Origin of the sequence: Gordonia westfalica, from assembly GCF_900105725.1 — a bacterium.
Classification (GTDB): domain Bacteria; phylum Actinomycetota; class Actinomycetes; order Mycobacteriales; family Mycobacteriaceae; genus Gordonia; species Gordonia westfalica.
In genome coordinates this window covers 1,938,038-1,954,533 of record NZ_FNLM01000034.1, presented here as the reverse complement: position 1 = coordinate 1,954,533, position 16,496 = coordinate 1,938,038, and the positions used below count along the sequence as shown (strand labels likewise).

Annotated in this window: 13 protein-coding genes; 3 read left to right on the top strand and 10 right to left on the bottom strand. The window is 68.6% G+C overall.

Annotated features, from left to right (window positions below; genetic code table 11):
* Positions 1–31 precede the first annotated feature (31 nt).
* The 7 genes from BLU62_RS14305 to BLU62_RS14275 all read right to left on the bottom strand — a co-directional run bounded on the left by BLU62_RS14305 (position 32) and on the right by BLU62_RS14275 (position 9,491).
* Positions 32–1,429 carry a hypothetical protein gene (locus tag BLU62_RS14305; protein WP_208863634.1) on the bottom strand — a complete coding sequence of 466 codons (1,398 nt, stop codon included), beginning with the start codon at positions 1,427–1,429 and terminating at the stop codon, positions 32–34.
* Positions 1,430–1,448: 19 nt separating this feature from the next.
* Positions 1,449–1,874, bottom strand: coding sequence for a DUF7144 family membrane protein (locus BLU62_RS14300; protein WP_074850166.1), 426 nt, complete (start codon positions 1,872–1,874; stop codon positions 1,449–1,451).
* Between the two features lie 153 nt (positions 1,875–2,027).
* Entirely contained in the window at positions 2,028–4,841 is a 2,814-nt protein-coding gene (locus BLU62_RS14295) for a molybdopterin-dependent oxidoreductase (protein WP_074850165.1), read from the bottom strand.
* Positions 4,842–4,845: 4 nt separating this feature from the next.
* Complete coding sequence (locus BLU62_RS14290) at positions 4,846–5,658, bottom strand: FAD binding domain-containing protein (protein ID WP_074850164.1); 813 nt, start codon at positions 5,656–5,658, stop codon at positions 4,846–4,848.
* Entirely contained in the window at positions 5,658–7,013 is a 1,356-nt protein-coding gene (locus tag BLU62_RS14285; protein WP_074850163.1) for an 8-oxoguanine deaminase, read from the bottom strand. The genes BLU62_RS14290 and BLU62_RS14285 overlap by 1 nt, the downstream gene beginning before the upstream one ends.
* 86 nt (positions 7,014–7,099) lie before the next feature.
* Positions 7,100–8,596: an MFS transporter gene (locus BLU62_RS14280; protein WP_074850162.1), complete on the bottom strand. Its 1,497-nt coding sequence runs from the start codon at positions 8,594–8,596 to the stop codon at positions 7,100–7,102.
* Positions 8,597–8,714: 118 nt separating this feature from the next.
* Positions 8,715–9,491, bottom strand: a complete 777-nt coding sequence (locus BLU62_RS14275) for an SGNH/GDSL hydrolase family protein (RefSeq protein WP_074850161.1) — start codon at positions 9,489–9,491, stop codon at positions 8,715–8,717.
* 438 nt (positions 9,492–9,929) lie between these two features.
* On the opposite strand from BLU62_RS14275, the gene BLU62_RS14270 reads away from it, so the two are divergent.
* On the top strand, positions 9,930–13,319 hold the full coding sequence (locus tag BLU62_RS14270) for a pyruvate carboxylase (RefSeq protein ID WP_074850160.1): 3,390 nt from the start codon (positions 9,930–9,932) through the stop codon (positions 13,317–13,319).
* 88 nt (positions 13,320–13,407) lie between these two features.
* Here BLU62_RS14270 and BLU62_RS14265 read toward each other — a convergent pair whose 3' ends face one another.
* Genes BLU62_RS14265 through uraD form a run of 3 tightly spaced genes read right to left on the bottom strand, consistent with a single transcriptional unit; the run spans position 13,408 to position 14,893 of the window.
* Positions 13,408–14,025, bottom strand: coding sequence for a nucleoside/nucleotide kinase family protein (locus tag BLU62_RS14265; RefSeq protein ID WP_074850159.1), 618 nt, complete (start codon positions 14,023–14,025; stop codon positions 13,408–13,410).
* Positions 14,025–14,351 carry a hydroxyisourate hydrolase gene (gene uraH / locus BLU62_RS14260; RefSeq protein WP_074850158.1) on the bottom strand — a complete coding sequence of 109 codons (327 nt, stop codon included), beginning with the start codon at positions 14,349–14,351 and terminating at the stop codon, positions 14,025–14,027. Before uraH ends, BLU62_RS14265 begins: the two co-directional genes overlap by 1 nt.
* Positions 14,348–14,893: a 2-oxo-4-hydroxy-4-carboxy-5-ureidoimidazoline decarboxylase gene (uraD, locus tag BLU62_RS14255; protein ID WP_074850157.1), complete on the bottom strand. Its 546-nt coding sequence runs from the start codon at positions 14,891–14,893 to the stop codon at positions 14,348–14,350. Before uraD ends, uraH begins: the two co-directional genes overlap by 4 nt.
* A gap of 59 nt (positions 14,894–14,952) precedes the next feature.
* Between uraD and BLU62_RS14250 the strand changes: the two genes are divergently transcribed.
* A complete protein-coding gene (locus BLU62_RS14250) occupies positions 14,953–15,540 on the top strand; it encodes a nucleotidyltransferase family protein (RefSeq protein WP_074850156.1) in 588 nt (195 codons plus the stop codon).
* A 215-nt stretch (positions 15,541–15,755) separates the two neighbouring features.
* Positions 15,756–16,493, top strand: coding sequence for a hypothetical protein (locus tag BLU62_RS14245; protein WP_074850155.1), 738 nt, complete (start codon positions 15,756–15,758; stop codon positions 16,491–16,493).
* Positions 16,494–16,496 lie beyond the last annotated feature (3 nt).

Genomic DNA, 16,496 nt, shown 5'->3' with positions numbered 1-16,496 from the left:
CGCCGCCGCCTCGGTCATGTCGTCGCCTCGGTCATGTTGCCGCGTCGTCGGGGCCCGCCCGAGCCGGGCGGATCACGATCTCCACGACGAGCAGGGCGATCAGCCCGCACATGACGATGAGCAGCACCACCAGTCCGGTGGGATAGTCCCAGAACATCAGCAGTAGTACACCGACGCCGATGATCGCGGCCCGTAACGCGATTCGAGCACGATAGGCGGTCGTCTCGAAGGCATTCGGAGGTCGTGATCTCCGTAGGTTCTGGAGTTTGTCGAGTCCGCCGGAGAATCCGTGCCGGACCGCGACCGCCGCTGCGGAGCCACCGATCAGGAAGGCGCCGATCGCCACCACGAGGCCCAGCACGGCCACGGCGCGCAGCGCGAGGCGGAGTGGTCCGGTGACCGTGTCGGCGATGGCGGCGGCGGCGTCGGGGGACAGGATGTCGGGCGGGATGTTGTCGAGATAGAGTGCGCGCGCGACGATGAGCGCGATGGCCAGGGTCAGCATGGCGAGAACCAGCGAGAGGCCGACCACGGACAGCGAGCGCAGGCGCCGACCTCGCGGAGCCACCGCGACGGCCCCGAGTGCGCAGGCGATCGTCAGCCACGGCAGAACGTCGGCGGCGGTGTCGAGCGCGGAGACCGCGCGTTGCGCCCGAACCAGTTCGGGTGACCGGAATAGGACGAATTCCTTGTCGACCGCTGGGATCTTCTCGGCGAAGGTGAATCCGCGGTCCAGGAGACGCTGCTTGACGTTGTCGATCACGGTGCCCAGAGAGATGCTCACCGTTCCCGACTCGTCGACGGAGACCGAGGACGGCCCCACCTCACCGGTCACCACGGACACCAGGGCGGCGTGGCCCCTGCGGTTGGCCTCGACCCACAGGGTCTCGAACTGGTCGCTCGCGACCAGCGACGACACCGTCTGCTGGACGAAGCCGCGCGCCTGGTTCGCGAGAACCGGTGCCAGTCCGTCGATGGCACGATCCACGCGGGGGGCGTTCTCGGTGGCGGGAACCGCATCGGTCAGGGCGTTGAGGGCGGTCGCGGTCAGTGCCTCGACGTCGATCCGGGTGAAGATCTCATCGGTGACCGTGTTGGTGATCTCCTGCTGCAGCGCCGGATCCGAGGCCAGCGGTGCGACTGTCGTCACGTACCGGTCGGTGTCGAGGATCTCGCCGCGGACGAATCGGGACGTCACCGAGAGGATGGCCAGCAGGGCGACCAGGACACACAGGATTCCCACCGCGACCCAGCGCCAGGTTCCGCGACGCTTGGTGGTCTCCGGCGGTGCGGTCCCGCCGGTGTCGGCACTCGCGCGCAGTGTCGCGACCTCGGCGCGCAACTGCTCGAGTTCGGCACGTTCGGATGCGGTGATCGAGCCGGTACTCCCGGGGGGATCTTGATCGGGCCCAGGGTTTTCTGTGTTCATGGGCCGGCGGCGGTCGGCGTCAGTACTCGGCCCGTGGATTCCAGGTCGACACGGCCCAGATGACGACCACGTCTAGCGCGATGATCAGGATCGACCACCACGGGTAGTACGGCAGCCACAGGAAGTTGGCGATGATGGACAGACCGGCGATCACGATTGCCGTGAACCTGGCCCAGCCGGCACCGCTGACGAGTCCGGCGCCGACGATGATCGCGATGGCTCCGAGGACGATGTGAATCCAGCCCCAGGTGGTGAAATCGAATTTGTAGACGTATTCGACGCCTCGGATGAACACCTCGTCCTCGGCGACCGCCGCGATTCCCTGGGCGAGTTGGACGGCTCCGACGACGATCAGGATGATCGCCGCACCGATCGATGTTCCTGCGGCGATGCCCTGCTTGGCGGATACGCCTCCGCCTTCCTCCACGGGTGCAGTATGTGTCATGACGCCCTCCTCTGGACTGTGGATATTGAGGAGTGTGCAACTCGCAGCGGCGAATTCGCAAGATTTAGCCGAAAATGTTCGATCTTTGGACCCAATTTTGTGCTCAAGCGAAATCTGTTGGGCGCCAGACTTGTTAGGAATTCAAAGAACAGTTTACTGTGTATTTGTAATTCGTTTGTCGACTCTTTGAGTCATTGCTTTCTCGGCGGATTCGGGGTGTGTGAGACGCCAGATCCGGTCTCGCGACATCGGCGTCTCGTACGGCCGGGAGCCGATGGCTCGCCGAATGGCGTTCGCCAGCGCGGGGGCGACCGGATTGAAAGGGGACTCCGACATCGATTTCGCGCCGAAAGGCCCTAATTCATCGGTGGTCTCGGCGAAGAAGACCTCGGTGAACGGGATGTCCGCCATCTGGGGGACACGATAGGTGCGGAACACCTTCGTGACCGGTGCTCCGCGGTCGTCGAGCATGATCTCCTCGTACAACGCGGCGCCGATACCCTGCGCCACCCCGCCTTCGACCTGTCCCCGGCACTGCTCGGGATTCATCACGGTACCCGCGTCGGCCGCGTGGACGGACTGCAGGATCGCGACGGCGCCGGTCTCGGTGTCCACCGCGACCCGGAAGGCCTGCACATCGAATGCGATGGAACGCATCTCGCCCCGCTCCTCACCGGTGGCCACGGCCCGCGGACCGTCCGGATAGAGCACGCGGTGACCGTCGTCGACCGCGTCGATCAAGTGCCGGAAACCGACCAGCCGATCGCCGGCGACGGCGCCGTCCGGGCGCAGTTCGATCTGATCGGGATTCACGCCGGTGAGTCGGCTCGCCGCCCCGACGAGGGTCTCGCGGAGCGCGAGACTCGCGCTGTACACAGCCTTTCCGGCGACGGTGGTGCCCGCCGAGGCGAAGGCGCCGGTGTCGTGTGGCACGGCGTCGGTGTCGCCGTGCCACAACGCGACCCGGCCCGGTTCGGTCGACAGTGCGGTGGCGACGATCTGCGTGTGGACCGTCGTGGTGCCGTTGCCGAACTCGCTGGTTCCGACGCCGACGTGATAGGTGCCTGCGGAGTCGACCGCCACCGTGACGTCGGCGAAGTGGCCGCGCGGGGCCATGGTGGCGATCGCGGAGATCGCCATTCCCTCGCCGACGCGCCAGCGCGGCCCGGGTGGGACGACCGCGCCGTTGCCGCGGCGCAGGGCGGACTCGGCGAGGTCGAGGCACTGGTCCAGACCGTAGCTGCCGTAGACGAGATCCACCTCGGGGTCGGGACGTGCGATGAGGAGCGGATCGCCGTCGGCCACGGCGTTGCGGCGCCGGAGTTCGAAGGGGTCGATGCCGAGGCGGACCGCGAGTTCGTCCATCGCGGATTCGACGGCGAAGATCACCTGCCCGAGACCGTAACCGCGGAACGCGCCCGACGGTGGGTTGTTGGTGTACACGGCTTCCGCGTCGATCCTCTTGACCGGGCAGTTGTACACCGAGACCGACTCGGCGCAGGCGTGGAACATCACGCCGATCGCGTGGTTGCCGTACGCGCCGGTGTCGGAGAGCACGTCGATGCGGAGGGCGGTGAGACGGCCGTCGTCGTCGGCCCCGAGGTCCACGGACACCCGCATCGGGTGCCGGTAGGTCGTCCGCGTCATCTCGTCGGTGCGCGTCATCTCGTAGACGCAGGGTCGTCCGGTGCGGAGGGTGGCGACCGCGGCGAGATCTTCGGTCAGCATCTCCTGTTTGCCGCCGAAACCGCCGCCCACCCGGCCGCTGAACACCCGGACCTTCTCGGGCGGCAGATCCAGGATGCGGGCGAGCTCGTCGCGAACCAGGAACGGCACCTGCGTGCTCGTGCGGACGACCAGGCGGCCGGTCGCGTCGGTCCAGGCGATCGAACCGTGAGTCTCGAGCTGTGCGTGCGAGACCCGGCCGGTGCGCCATGTCCCGTGGACGGTCGTCGACGACGCCGCGAGGGCCTCGTCCGCGTCGCCGCCGAAGCCCTCGTGGAAGGCGGCGACGAGGTTGCGTCCGGCCTCCATCACCCGGTCTTCGGCGGTGCGGTCGGGGTGGACGACGGGAGCCCCGGGGGTGCGTGCCTCCTCGGGGTCGAAGACCGCGGGCAGCTCCTCGTAGGTGACCCGGATCAGTGCGGCGGCCTGCTCGGCGATCCCCGGGGTCGCGGCGACGACGGCGGCGACGCGCTGCCCGACGAAACGCACGACCGGATCGAAGACGAGGGTGTCGTCGGGGTCTTCGAGCCGATTCTGGTGGCGCCCCGTGGAAAACCTCGGCGTCGAGACGTTCTCGTGGGTGAGGATCACCTCGACACCGGGGAGGGCCGCGGCGTCACCCGTGTCGATCGAGAGGATGCGGGCGTGGGGGTGCGGCGAGCCGAGCACATGGACGTGCAGTGCGCCGTCGACCGGGACGTCGAAGGTGTATGCCTCGGTACCCGTCACGACGCGCCGCGCCGCGGGCGGATTGACCGAGGAGCCCACGCCGGTGCCCTCCCCGGCGCCTCCCGCCGGACGGGGGCGGGTGGGCGCCACGGCGTTGCCGATCGCCTCTCGGATCGACCGGTATCCGGTGCAGCGGCAGAGGTTTCCCTTCATCCGTCGCGGCAGGTCACCGAGGTCTTCCGGCGTCAGGGTCGAGGCCGTGACGATCATGCCCGCCGTGCAGAATCCGCACTGGAAGCCGAAGCTGTCGACGAAGGACTGCTGCACCGGATGCAGATCGTTGGGCGTCCCGAGACCGGCGACCGTCGTCACCGACTTCCCGGCGACGCGCTGTGCGGGAAAGATGCAGGAGTGCACCGGTTGTCCGTCGACGAGGACCGAACACGCGCCGCAATCGCCTGCGTCGCAACCCTTCTTCACCTCGAAGTGGGCGTGCTGGCGGAGCAGCATCCGGAGGCATTGCCCCGCAGCGGGTTCGGCATCGATCTTCTCGCCGTTGACGTCGAATTCCATCGTCCTACCCCGTCCCGGTGAGCTCGAGGCGGATCTCCTCGGCGAGGACCGCCGACACCCCGCGACGCCAGTCGGCCGACCCGAGTGGATCGGTGTAGTAGCCGGGGGCGGTGGTGATGTCGTGATGCAGCCGATCCGCGGCCGGCGGGCGGGGATACCGCAGCACGGTGGGCCACTCGGTCGCGGCGGTGATCCCGAAGACCGTGGTGCCGTCGGGATCGATGCGTCCCGTCACGACGGCACCGGAGCGGCCGAGATCGACGAGGGCGATCTTGCGGAAGCCGGTGACGGCGGCGAGTGCGTGTGCGGGGAAGTCGATGGCGCGGAGGACCTCGCCGGGTCCCAGGATGTTGATGCCGTTGCCGATGACCAGGTCGGCGACGGGTAGATCCCGGTCGGCGCCGTCGGGATTCCAGATGTGTGCCGTGGCGTCGAGCGCGACGGCCAGCGACACCATCGATGCCGCCGCGAACGACCGGCAGATGTTGCCGCCGACCGTGGCCATGTTCCAGATCTTGAACGACGCGAGAAGGGCGTTCGCGCACTGCGCGAAGAGGGGATGGGCGCGGAAGCCGGGGCGCGGGCGCAGTGCGACAAGCTCCGCGATGGTGCACGTGGCGCCGATGCGGAGGCCGCCGTCGGGCAGGTCTTCGACCGATTGCCAACCCATTTCGCTGAGGTCGACGAGACCGGTGGTGGCCGGTTGTGGCTCGGAGAAGACCCAGGTCCCACCGGCGACGAGCTGCTCGCCGGGTGCCGGGAACACCTCCTCGCGCGAACGCGCGAATCGGTACTGGGTGACGGCGGTGAGATCCATCAGCGTGCCTTGTCGAGAAGGCGGCGGTGCTGCGTCGCGACGGCGGTGGTCATCTGTTCGGTGTCGATGGTGAGGAGGTCACCGTCGGCGACCACCTGGATTCCCTGTACCCACGACGCCTTGATCGGCGGGATCGCTCCCAGGACCAGTGCGGCGACCGGGTCGTCGATGTCGCGGTGGGCTACGGTGGACAGATCCCACAGTACGAGGTCGGCGAGCTTCCCGGGTTCGATCGACCCGATCTCGTCCTCGCGGCCCAGCACCCGTGCGCCACCGCGGGTCGCGAGTTCGAGTGCGGTGCGTGTGGTCAGCGCGGTGGGGCCGCCGCGGGCCCGGGCCATGAGCACGGCCTGATGCGCCTCCTCGAGCATGCGGGCGGATTCGTTGGACGCCGCGCCGTCGACACCGAGCCCGACGGGGACGCCGGCGTCGACGAGATCGCGGGTGCGGCAGATCCCGTTGCCCAGGCGGGCATTCGACGTGGGGCAGTGGGCCACGCCGGTCGAGGTGGCGGCCAGCCGGGCGATCGCGGCGTCGTCGAACTCGACGCCGTGCGCGAACCACACGTCGGGACCGACCCAGCCGACCGACTCCATGTACTCCAGCGGCGTCGAGCCGAAATGCTCCGCACAGTAGGTGTTCTCGTCGACCGACTCGGCGAGGTGGGTGTGCATTCGGACACCCAGCTCGCGCGCGAGCGCCGCGGACTCGCGCAGCAGGTCGGTGGTGACGGAGAACGGCGAACAGGGGGCGAGCGCGATCCGCAGCATCGAATCGCGGGACGGATCGTGCCAGCGCGCAACGGCATCGGCGCTGGCGGCGAGGATCTCGTCGATCGTCTGGACGACCGTGTCCGGCGGCAGTCCGCCGTCCTTCTCCGACAGGTCCATCGATCCGCGCGTCGGGTGGAAACGCAGGCCTATCTCGGCGGCGGCGGCGATCTCGGCGCCGAGCAGATCGCCGCCCTCACGCGGGAACACGTAGTGGTGGTCGGTGGTCGTGGTGCACCCCGACTGGGCGAGTTGGGTCAGCCCACCCAGAGCTGCGGCATGCAGGGCCTCTTCGTCGATGCCGGCCCAGATCGGGTAGAGCGTCGTGAGCCACTGGAACAGCGTGTGATCGGCGGCGAGACCCCGCGTGATCCATTGGTAGAGGTGGTGATGCGTGTTGACCAGGCCCGGTGTCAGGACGCATCCGCGGCCGTCGACGCGAACGGCGTCGCCGGCCTCGATCGGGTCGGTCGACACCGCGACGATCGTCGACCCCTCGATGAGTACGGAGGCGCGGGGCAGCTCCCGACGCTGTGCGTCGACGGTGAGGACGAAGGCGTTCTCGATGAGCGTCGCTGGAGCCACGGCGTCACGCTACGTGGATCGGCCCGCCCGCGCATCTCGATGCGGCGGGCGTCACCGGCGCGTGTCCTCGACCTCGAGGTCCGGTGTCACACCGGGGTTTCGGTGAGTCCGCGCCGGGCCGGGATGGCCAACGCGACCACCGAGGCGATCACGCAGGTGGCCAGTGCGATACCCGCGGCCCACAGATAGCCGTCGCTCGCCGGAACCGCGATCGGTACGCCGTCGGGACCCGAGATGGTGACCACCGACCACGTCAGGAGCATGCCGACGACCGCCGATGCGGTCGAGGTGCCGATGATCCGCATCAGCGCGTTGACGCCGTTCGATTCGCCGGTCTGCTCGACGCTCACCGACTGCATGATGAGTGCGGGCATCGCGGAGTAGGCGATGCCCAGGCCGGCACCGATGCAGCAGGCGATGACCAGCATGTGAATCCAGGTCAGTTCCCAGGGGCCGGTCAGTCCGACGATGAAGACGACGTATCCGAGGCCGATCACCACACCGCCGAGGGCCAGTGAGACCCGCGCGCCGAGCGCGGCGTTGATGCGGCCACTGACGTTGGAGAACACGAACATCACCAGGCCGCTCGGGGCGAGGATCAGGCTCGCGTGGACCATGTCGTAACCGAAGCCGTTGGGGCTGTCGGTCGGCGCCATGAGCAACTGGATCGGGATGAGCTGCATCGCGTAGAAGGCGAAGCCGGTGGCGATCGACGCCAGGTTGGTCAGGAGAAGCGGCCGCTCGGCGAGGATTCGGAGATCGATCAGCGGATTGGCACGGCGGAGTTCGACGAGGGTCCAGATCCCGAGGAGCACGACGAAACCACCGAAGAACCCGAGCGTCAGGGGATCGCCCCAGCCCCACGTGGCGCCTTTGGACAACGGCAGGAGGAGGCAGACCAGGACACCCGCGAGGCCGATGGCGCCCAGCAGATCGAACCGTCCGCCGGCGGTGACGGTGTGGGAGGGGACGGTGAGGACGACGCCGACGGCCGCCAGGGCTGCGGCAACGGCGCACGTCCAGAACAGTGCGTGCCAGCTGACGTGCTGGGCGATGGCGGCGGCGAACGGCAGTCCGAGCGCACCGCCGATCCCGAGCGAGGCACTCATCGTGCCGACCGCGGAACCGAGGTAGCGGGACGGGACGATGTCGCGCATGACGCTGATGCCCAGGGCGATGATGCCGAACCCGAGGCCCTGGAGTCCGCGCCCCACGATGAAGACCGGTAGCGAGGTGGCGAGGGCGCAGGCGACGGAGCCGAGCGCGACGAAGGCGAGGCTGCCGAGGATCGCGAGGCGTTTCCCGTACATGTCGCCGATGCGCCCGCCGATCGGCGTGGCCACGGCGCCGACGAGAAGGGTGATGGTGATCGCCCAGGTGGTGTTGGACGCGTCGGCGTTCAGCAGGGTGGGGAGCTGCGGGATCAGCGGGACGATGATCGTCTGCATGAGGGCGACGACGATGCCGGCCAGGCAGAGCACGGCGACCGCGGCACGGGGATGCGCGTTCTCGTCGGTGAGATGCGGGGAGGTTTCGGGGTTCTCGCCGGTCGGTGATCCGTCGGTATGGGTCCTGCTGGTCACTCGGCCGCCCAGCTTGTCGTACTCATGTGTCGTTCACACCTCCGAACGGCCAGCGTATCCCGGCGCCCTCTGCGGAGAACGTTTGCGTCCCCGCCTGAGACGGCGGAACCGCCCGGTCTCAGCGCCCGAGCAGATCCGCACCCGACACGGGGTCGGGCCAGCGCGGCGTCACGCCGTCGCCGGAGGAGATGCCACGCACCCGCCGCATCACCCAGGGTCCGAGGAAGGTGCGCGCCCATTCGGCGTTCTGTCGACGCTGTTCGCGGCGGGTCAGCTCGGCCGCGGCCTCGAGCTCGACGGGGGTGATGCCGTGCTCCACACCGAGCAGGTCCAGGACCTCCGCGGCCATGCGCGTGTGGCCCAGGGGTGACATGTGCAGGCGGTCGGTGTCCCACATGCGGTAGTCGTCGTAGCCCTCGAGTCGCCAGTAGTCGAAGAGAACGACGTCGTGCCGGTCGGCGATCTCGCGGAGCAGTTCGTTGTAGATGGCGATGCGGCCGCGCAGCTTGCGGAAGACCGGGGCCCAGCCCGTGTCGTAGGCGGTGAAGACGACGACCGTCGCACCGGTGGCGACCAGTTTGCCGATCGCGGCGTCGTAGCGGGCCAGCAGCGCGTCGAGGTCCACCGACGGGCGCATGAGGTCGTTGCCGCCCGCATAGAGGGTGACCAGGTCGGGCTTCATCGCGACGGCCGCGTCGAGCTGTTCGGCGATGACCGCGTCGACCAGGCGGCCGCGGACGGCGAGGTTCGCGTAGCTGAAGTCGTCCTCGTGTGCGGCGAGCTGTTCGGCGACGCGATCGGCCCAGCCGCGCAGACCGTTGGGGCGGGTCGGGTCCGTGTCGCCGACACCCTCGGTGAACGAATCCCCGAGTGCGACGAAGCGTGTGAAGCCCACGATGCTGACCCTCCTGGCCGGTGTGACGAATCGTGGAGACGACGCTAGTTGTGGGCGGCCCGCCGGACCAAAGCCTGCGGCGTAGGTCACTGCCGTCGGCGCGGTCGGGTTGCGCGATTCGGACCGAATTCTTCGTAATCCGGATGTCGCCGGGCAACAATTCTCGACAGAGCGATCGGTCGGTATTCGGTCATATCTCGCTCTGGTGATCTCTCACCTTGCCCACCTGTGCTGAGAGTGTTTGACAACGCCCGCGCAATCTGACCCGATTATCTTGTCCGGCAGTCTTTTTCGGAACGGTTGGGGGAGGTCTCGCGGGATGATCGGGGTGGGTTGCGGCGTGAGTAGTATCACGTGATGTACTGCACTGGTCCGTCGATCGAACGGACCAGAGACAATTCGAGAAAAATGCCGCAGCGGGAGAAAAGGGAACACCCGATGTTCGACAAGGTTCTGGTTGCCAACCGGGGTGAGATCGCCATCCGTGCGTTCCGCGCCGCCTACGAGTTGGGTGCGCGCACGGTCGCCGTGTTCCCGTATGAGGACCGCAACTCGGTCCATCGTCTGAAGGCCGACGAGTCGTATCAGATCGGCCTGCCGGGCCATCCTGTGCGGGCGTATCTGTCGGTCGAGGAAGTGGTGTCCGCGGCGGTGCGGTGTGGCGCCGATGCGATCTATCCCGGCTACGGCTTCCTGTCGGAGAACCAGGGCCTGGCGGCCGCGTGTGCCGAGGCCGGCATCACCTTCGTCGGACCCAGCGCCGACATCCTGGAGATGACCGGCAACAAGGCCACCGCGGTGGCCGCCGCGAAGGCGGCGGGGATCCCCGTGCTGGCGTCGTCGGCGCCGTCGTCGGATCTCGACGAGCTGCTCGCCGCCGCCGAGGACATGCAGTTCCCGGTGTTCGTCAAGGCCGTCGCCGGTGGTGGTGGTCGCGGTATGCGTCGGGTCGACGACCGCGCCGACCTGGCGGAGTCGATCGCCGCGGCGTCGCGTGAGGCGGAGGCCGCGTTCGGCGATGCGACGGTGTTCCTCGAGCAGGCGGTGGTCAACCCGCGCCACATCGAGGTGCAGATCCTCGCCGACACCCACGGCAACGTCATCCACCTCTACGAGCGTGACTGCAGCCTTCAGCGCCGCCACCAGAAGGTCATCGAGCTCGCGCCGGCACCCAACCTGTCGGACGAGCTGCGGGAGAAGATCTGCGCCGACGCCGTGGCGTTCGCGCGCCATATCGGTTACACCTGCGCGGGCACCGTCGAGTTCCTCCTCGACGAGCAGGGACGCCACGTGTTCATCGAGATGAACCCGCGTATCCAGGTCGAGCACACCGTGACCGAGGAGATCACCGACGTCGACCTGGTGAGCTCGCAGCTGCGGATCGCGGCGGGGGAGTCGCTCGACGATCTCGGGTTGTCGCAGGAGGCGATCCGCATCCGTGGTGCCGCGCTGCAGTGCCGCATCACCACCGAGGATCCGTCCAACGGGTTCCGGCCGGACGTGGGTCGGATCACCGCGTACCGCAGCCCGGGTGGCGCGGGTGTGCGCCTGGACGGCGGCGCCAACCTCGGTGCCGAGGTCAGCGGGCACTTCGACTCGATGCTGGTCAAGTTGACTTGTCGCGGAAGGGATTTCCCGACCGCGGTGCGTCGTGCCCGGCGCGCGGTCGCCGAGTTCCGCATTCGCGGTGTCGCGACCAACATCCCGTTCCTGCAGGCGGTGCTCGACGATCCGGACTTCCGCGCCGGCCGCGTCACGACGTCGTTCATCGACGAGCGCCCGGAATTGCTGACCTCGCGGTCGTCGGCCGACCGTGGCACCAAGATCCTGTCGTACCTCGCCGATGTGACGGTCAACAAGCCGCACGGTGAGCGGCCGACCACGGTGTACCCGCGGGACAAGCTGCCCACCGTCGAGCGAGCGGTGCTGGCGTCGCCGAAAGACGGTTCGCGACAGCGTCTTCTGCAGCTCGGGCCGGAGGGATTCGCCCGCGACCTGCGCGAGAACCCGCGCCTGGGCATCACCGATACCACGTTCCGCGACGCGCATCAGTCGCTGCTGGCGACCCGGGTGCGCACCACCGGCCTGGTCAACGTCGCGCCGTATGTCGCGGCGCTGACGCCCGAATTGCTGTCGGTGGAGTGCTGGGGCGGCGCGACCTACGATGTGGCGCTGCGCTTCCTGAAGGAAGATCCGTGGGATCGGCTGGCGCAGTTGCGCGAAGCGATCCCGAACATCTGTCTCCAGATGCTCCTGCGCGGCGCCAACACCGTCGGATACACGCCGTACCCGACCAAGGTCACCACGGCGTTCGTCGAAGAGGCGACCGACGTGGGCATCGACATCTTCCGGATCTTCGACGCACTCAACAACATCGATGCGATGCGCCCGGCGATCGACGCGGTCCGTGAGACGGGGACCGCGGTGGCCGAGGTGGCGATGAGCTACACCGGTGACCTGTTGTCGCCGTCGGAGGATCTGTACACCCTCGACTACTACCTGCGCCTGGCCGAGCAGATCGTCGAAGCCGGTGCGCATGTGCTGGCCATCAAGGACATGGCGGGCCTGTTGCGCGCGCCGGCGGCGACCAAGCTGATCACGGCGTTGCGCGAGAACTTCGATCTGCCGATCCACGTGCACACCCACGACACGCCGGGTGGTCAGCTGGCCACCTACATGGCGGCCTGGCAGGCCGGCGCGGACGCGGTGGACGGTGCCAGTGCGGCGCTGGCCGGTACGACGAGTCAACCGCCGTTGTCGGCCATCGTCGCGGCGACCGCGCACACCGACCGCGACAGCGGCATCGACCTGGCCCGGGTCTGCGACCTCGAGCCGTACTGGGAGGCGCTGCGAAAGGTGTACGCGCCGTTCGAGTCCGGGCTGCCGGCCCCGACCGGTCGGGTGTACTCGCACGAGATCCCCGGCGGGCAGCTGTCGAACCTGCGCCAGCAGGCCATCTCGCTGGGTCTGGGCAACCGCTTCGAGGCCGTCGAGCAGGCCTATGCCGCCGCCGACTCGATGCTGGGCCGACTGGTCAAGGTGACGCCGTCGTCGAAGGTTGTCGGGGACCTGGCGCTGGCGCTGGTGGGTCGCGGGATCACCGCGTCGGACTTCGCCGCCGACCCGAGCTCGTACGACATCCCGGATTCGGTGATCGGGTTCCTGCGTGGCGAACTCGGCGATCCGCCCGGTGGATGGCCGGAGCCGCTGCGCACCCTGGCACTGCAGGGTCGCGCGCCCGCACCGGAGGTGGCCACTCTGACCGCCGACGACGAGGCCATCCTGGACAAGCCCGGCCGCGATCGTCAGGTGCGTCTCAACCACCTGCTGTTCCCCGGTCCCACCAAGGAGTTCGAGGAGCACTACGAGGCCTACGGCGACACCTCGAGGTTGTCGGCGAATCAGTTCTTCTACGGCCTGCGCTACGGCGAGGAGCATCGCGTCTCGCTCGAGACGGGCGTGGAACTGATGATCGGTCTCGAGGCGGTCAGCGAGCCGGACGAGAAAGGCATGCGCACGGTGATGTGCGTGCTCAACGGCCAGCTGCGCCCGATCGCGGTCCGCGACCACAGCATCGACTCCGCCGTCGCCACCGCGGAGAAAGCCGACCGCTCCAACCCGAAGCACATCGGGGCGCCGTTCGCCGGGGTCGTGTCCCTGTCGGTCGACGTGGGTGACGAGGTCGCCGTCGGCGCGACGATCGGCACCATCGAGGCGATGAAGATGGAGGCGGCCATCACCGCCCCGGTCGGCGGCAAGGTCGCCCGCGTCGCGATCGGTTCGGTCACCCAGGTCTCGCCGGGCGATCTGCTCATCGAGATCAGCTGACGCAGCCCCTACCGGGTTTCGCTCACGGGTTCCGTTCCCGCTCACCCAAATCGGGTGAGCGGAAACGGAACCAGTGAGCGGCAGCTCTTCAGAGCCCGTCGACGACCACGTCGGCCAGTGACCGCGTACCCGCGATGAGTCCCGCATTGGGTTCGTCGACGGTCTCGATCCAGGCGCGCGCCTCGGCTGCGGTCTTCCCGGCGGCGATGTGCCGTTTCAGCAGCCGCTCGCGTCGGACCTCCGCGTCGGCGTCGACGTAGACGAGGCGGTGGAGGAGGGGCCGCACGCCGTCCCACCGGGGTACGTCGAGCCCGAGGTAGTTGCCCTCGACGATCACGAGTCGTGCGGTGGTGGGCACGAGGAGCGACGCCGCGATCGGCTCGCCGACGGTGTGGTCGAAGTCGGGTACGTACACGGTCTCGCCGCCGTCGGCGATGCGCGCAAGCACGGCAACGAATCCCGCGGCGTCGAAGGTGTCGGGTGCGCCTTTGCGGTCGCGGTGGCCGAGTCGATCGAGAACGGCGTTCGACAGGTGGAAGCCGTCCATCGGTACGTACCCGACGGCGTCGGCGCCCTGCGTCGACGAGCAGTCGTCGACGAGCGTCCGTGCGAGCGTCGTCTTCCCGGCGCCGGGAGGCCCGGTGATGCCGACGAGCACTCGATCGGTCGTGTCGAGCAGAGCCGAGATGTCCTCTCGAACGGGCATCAGCTACCGCGGTACGTCGAATACGCGAAGGGGCTCAACAGCACCGGGACGTGGTAGTGGCGGTCGGCGTCGTCGACCTCGAAGCAGATGTCGATCTCGGGATAGAACCCCTTGATGTCGTTGTCGGCGAACCAGTTCCCGGTGTCGAAGACCAGGTGGTAGATACCGGGGACGAGGGCCTCGGTGTTCACCTTCCCGATGCGTCCGTCCGAATCGGTGGTCGCCGAGGACAATTCGGTTCCGGAGGCATCCTGCAGCGACACCTCGACGCCGACGGCCGGGGAGCCCGACGTCGCGTCGAGTACATGGGTGGACAGGCCGGTCATGCGGAGGCTCCCTCGTCGGTGTCGTGTGTCGCCAGCATACGGATGAGTCGGCTGCGGTTGATCTTCGCCAGTTCGCCGCGCAGCAGACGTCGTTCGGTCGCGGGGTCGTTGGCGATACGGTCCTCGAGGATTCCGAGCAGTTGCTCCGCCGGACGACCGTTGGCGAAGACCAGGTAGACGTGCCCGAACCGGTCCTCGTAGGCCGCGTTGTACTTCTTCAGCTCGTCGATCACCGCGGCGTCCGCGCCGGAAACCCCGGACTGCTCCCGGGCGGATGACGCGTTGTCGGGCCGATCACCGATCCGGGGGTGCCCGGCGAGGGCTTCGTCGACGTCGGCCTCGGTCAGCTCGGCCAGGATCTGATCCGCCCGGTCCAGCAGCGCGTGCGCGTCGGCGAACGGACGATGGTCTGCGACTCGCCGCGCCCAGGTGGGAGAGCTGCAGCAGGCGAGAAGCCGTTCGACGCACTCCTCGGTACTCAGCTCGTTGAACGGACCGATCTCTCCGTGCTCGTCGGCAACGCGGTTCTCGTCTGGGCGCACCTGTACAGCCTAGGAGGTCGATCGGGGGACCGCCGGTCGCGCACCGTCGGCGCCGGCGCATGGAAGATGGAGCGGTGAACGCATTGCCGCAGGACGGCGCGACCGGGCGGGTTCTCGGCGTGGTGCTCGCCGCCGGCGCCGGTACCCGATACGGGATGCCCAAGATCCTCGCCGACGGCGGAGCGTGGCTGCGGACGGCGACCGACGCGCTGCGGGCCGGCGGGTGCGACGACATCGCGGTCACCATGGGTGCGGCGGTCGTCGAGCCGCCGGCCGGAGCGTGCGCGCTCATCGTCGACGACTGGACGGAGGGGGTCGGCGCGTCGGTGTCGGCGGCCCTGGCCTGGGCGTCAGGTCGGCGAGGGGTCGGCGGTGCGGCGCTCACCGTGGTCGACACCCCCGATGTCGGTCCCGACGTGGTGCGACGCATCCTCGAGGCCGCGGAAGGGCGGCGCGAGCGTCTGGTGCGTGCGGTCTTCGACGGCCGGCCGGGCCATCCGGTCTACATCGGTGCGGATCACTTCGATCCCGCACTCGAGGTCATCCGCGGGGACGTGGGAGCACAGCGGTATCTGCGAGACCGGCCGGTGATATCGGTCGAGTGTGGGGACCTCGCCTCGGGACGGGATGTGGACACCAAGGGGTGAGCCCCGCGGGCGTGCCCAATTCGAGACCTTCTCGTCGCCGTTCCGGTGCACGCGGGTCCCACCTGGGACAGGCGTCCATGTCTAGGGTGCAGACAGAGCCCGCATCGGTACAGCCAGAGCAGGCGCACCGGGCCCCTGGAAGACCATCACCGAGGACCATCACCGGCGAAGTAGGTGATCACGTGGCGCGAGGACACCGGCGTCGAATCGTCGCGATGATCGCGGCCCTGGCCGCGGGTCTGGGGTCGGCCGCGTGTTCGGGCGCACCGGAACCGGCCGGACCCGCACCGGTCGCCGCTCAGGACGCGCATCTGCCGCCGGGCTTCGACACGACCTTCCGCTGGTCGTCGACACCGGTACTCGACCCGCAGTCCGCCGAGGGGACCTTCGTGCGCGCCTACGTGGAGTCCTTCGAGCTCGCCAACGCCGGTTCGTCGGTGGAGTGGGGGTATCCGGGATTCGCCGACGCCTCACCGTCGAACATCGACCAGATGGTGACCGCCTACCCGTCGGAGGTCACGGAAGCGGGGGTCTCTGAGGCACGACGGCAGGTGGGCACCGCGTTCTACACCGGACTGCGGCGCGTCGACGACGTCGACTGGACGCGAATCGTGCTGTGCCGTCAGGGATATCGCTCCGTCGAACGCGACGGCAGCTGGGCGATCGGATACGACACGTCCCGCCCCGTCGAGATCGACATCCGGCGTACGGGGGACCGGCCGCCGGCCGCGCCGCGAGGTGGTCAACGCACTCCGGAGGCCGACGTCTTCGGCGGCTGGTACACCTCACGGTATGACTTCGCGGCGCTGTACCCGACACCGACCGCCGATCAGAAGGCTTGTGCGGCAACGCGACAGGTCGGAATGCCGCACTGGCTGCCGACGCAGGGCGACAAGCCGTGGGCCGTGTCGCCTTCGGTTCCGGGCTGGTCGACGTACCCGGGGATCGGCTGAGGA

What these genes read in the sequence shown, in the direction of transcription:
- BLU62_RS14245 (WP_074850155.1), top strand. Translation starts at nt 15,756, where the DNA reads ATGATCGCGGCCCTGGCCGCGGGTCTGGGGTCGGCCGCGTGTTCGGGC.
- BLU62_RS14305 (WP_208863634.1), bottom strand. Translation starts at nt 1,429, where the DNA reads ATGAACACAGAAAACCCTGGGCCCGATCAAGATCCCCCCGGGAGTACC.
- BLU62_RS14270 (WP_074850160.1), top strand. Translation starts at nt 9,930, where the DNA reads ATGTTCGACAAGGTTCTGGTTGCCAACCGGGGTGAGATCGCCATCCGT.
- BLU62_RS14290 (WP_074850164.1), bottom strand. Translation starts at nt 5,658, where the DNA reads ATGGATCTCACCGCCGTCACCCAGTACCGATTCGCGCGTTCGCGCGAG.
- BLU62_RS14300 (WP_074850166.1), bottom strand. Translation starts at nt 1,874, where the DNA reads ATGACACATACTGCACCCGTGGAGGAAGGCGGAGGCGTATCCGCCAAG.
- BLU62_RS14250 (WP_074850156.1), top strand. Translation starts at nt 14,953, where the DNA reads ATGGAAGATGGAGCGGTGAACGCATTGCCGCAGGACGGCGCGACCGGG.
- uraH (WP_074850158.1), bottom strand. Translation starts at nt 14,351, where the DNA reads ATGACCGGCCTGTCCACCCATGTACTCGACGCGACGTCGGGCTCCCCG.
- BLU62_RS14295 (WP_074850165.1), bottom strand. Translation starts at nt 4,841, where the DNA reads ATGGAATTCGACGTCAACGGCGAGAAGATCGATGCCGAACCCGCTGCG.
- BLU62_RS14265 (WP_074850159.1), bottom strand. Translation starts at nt 14,025, where the DNA reads ATGCCCGTTCGAGAGGACATCTCGGCTCTGCTCGACACGACCGATCGA.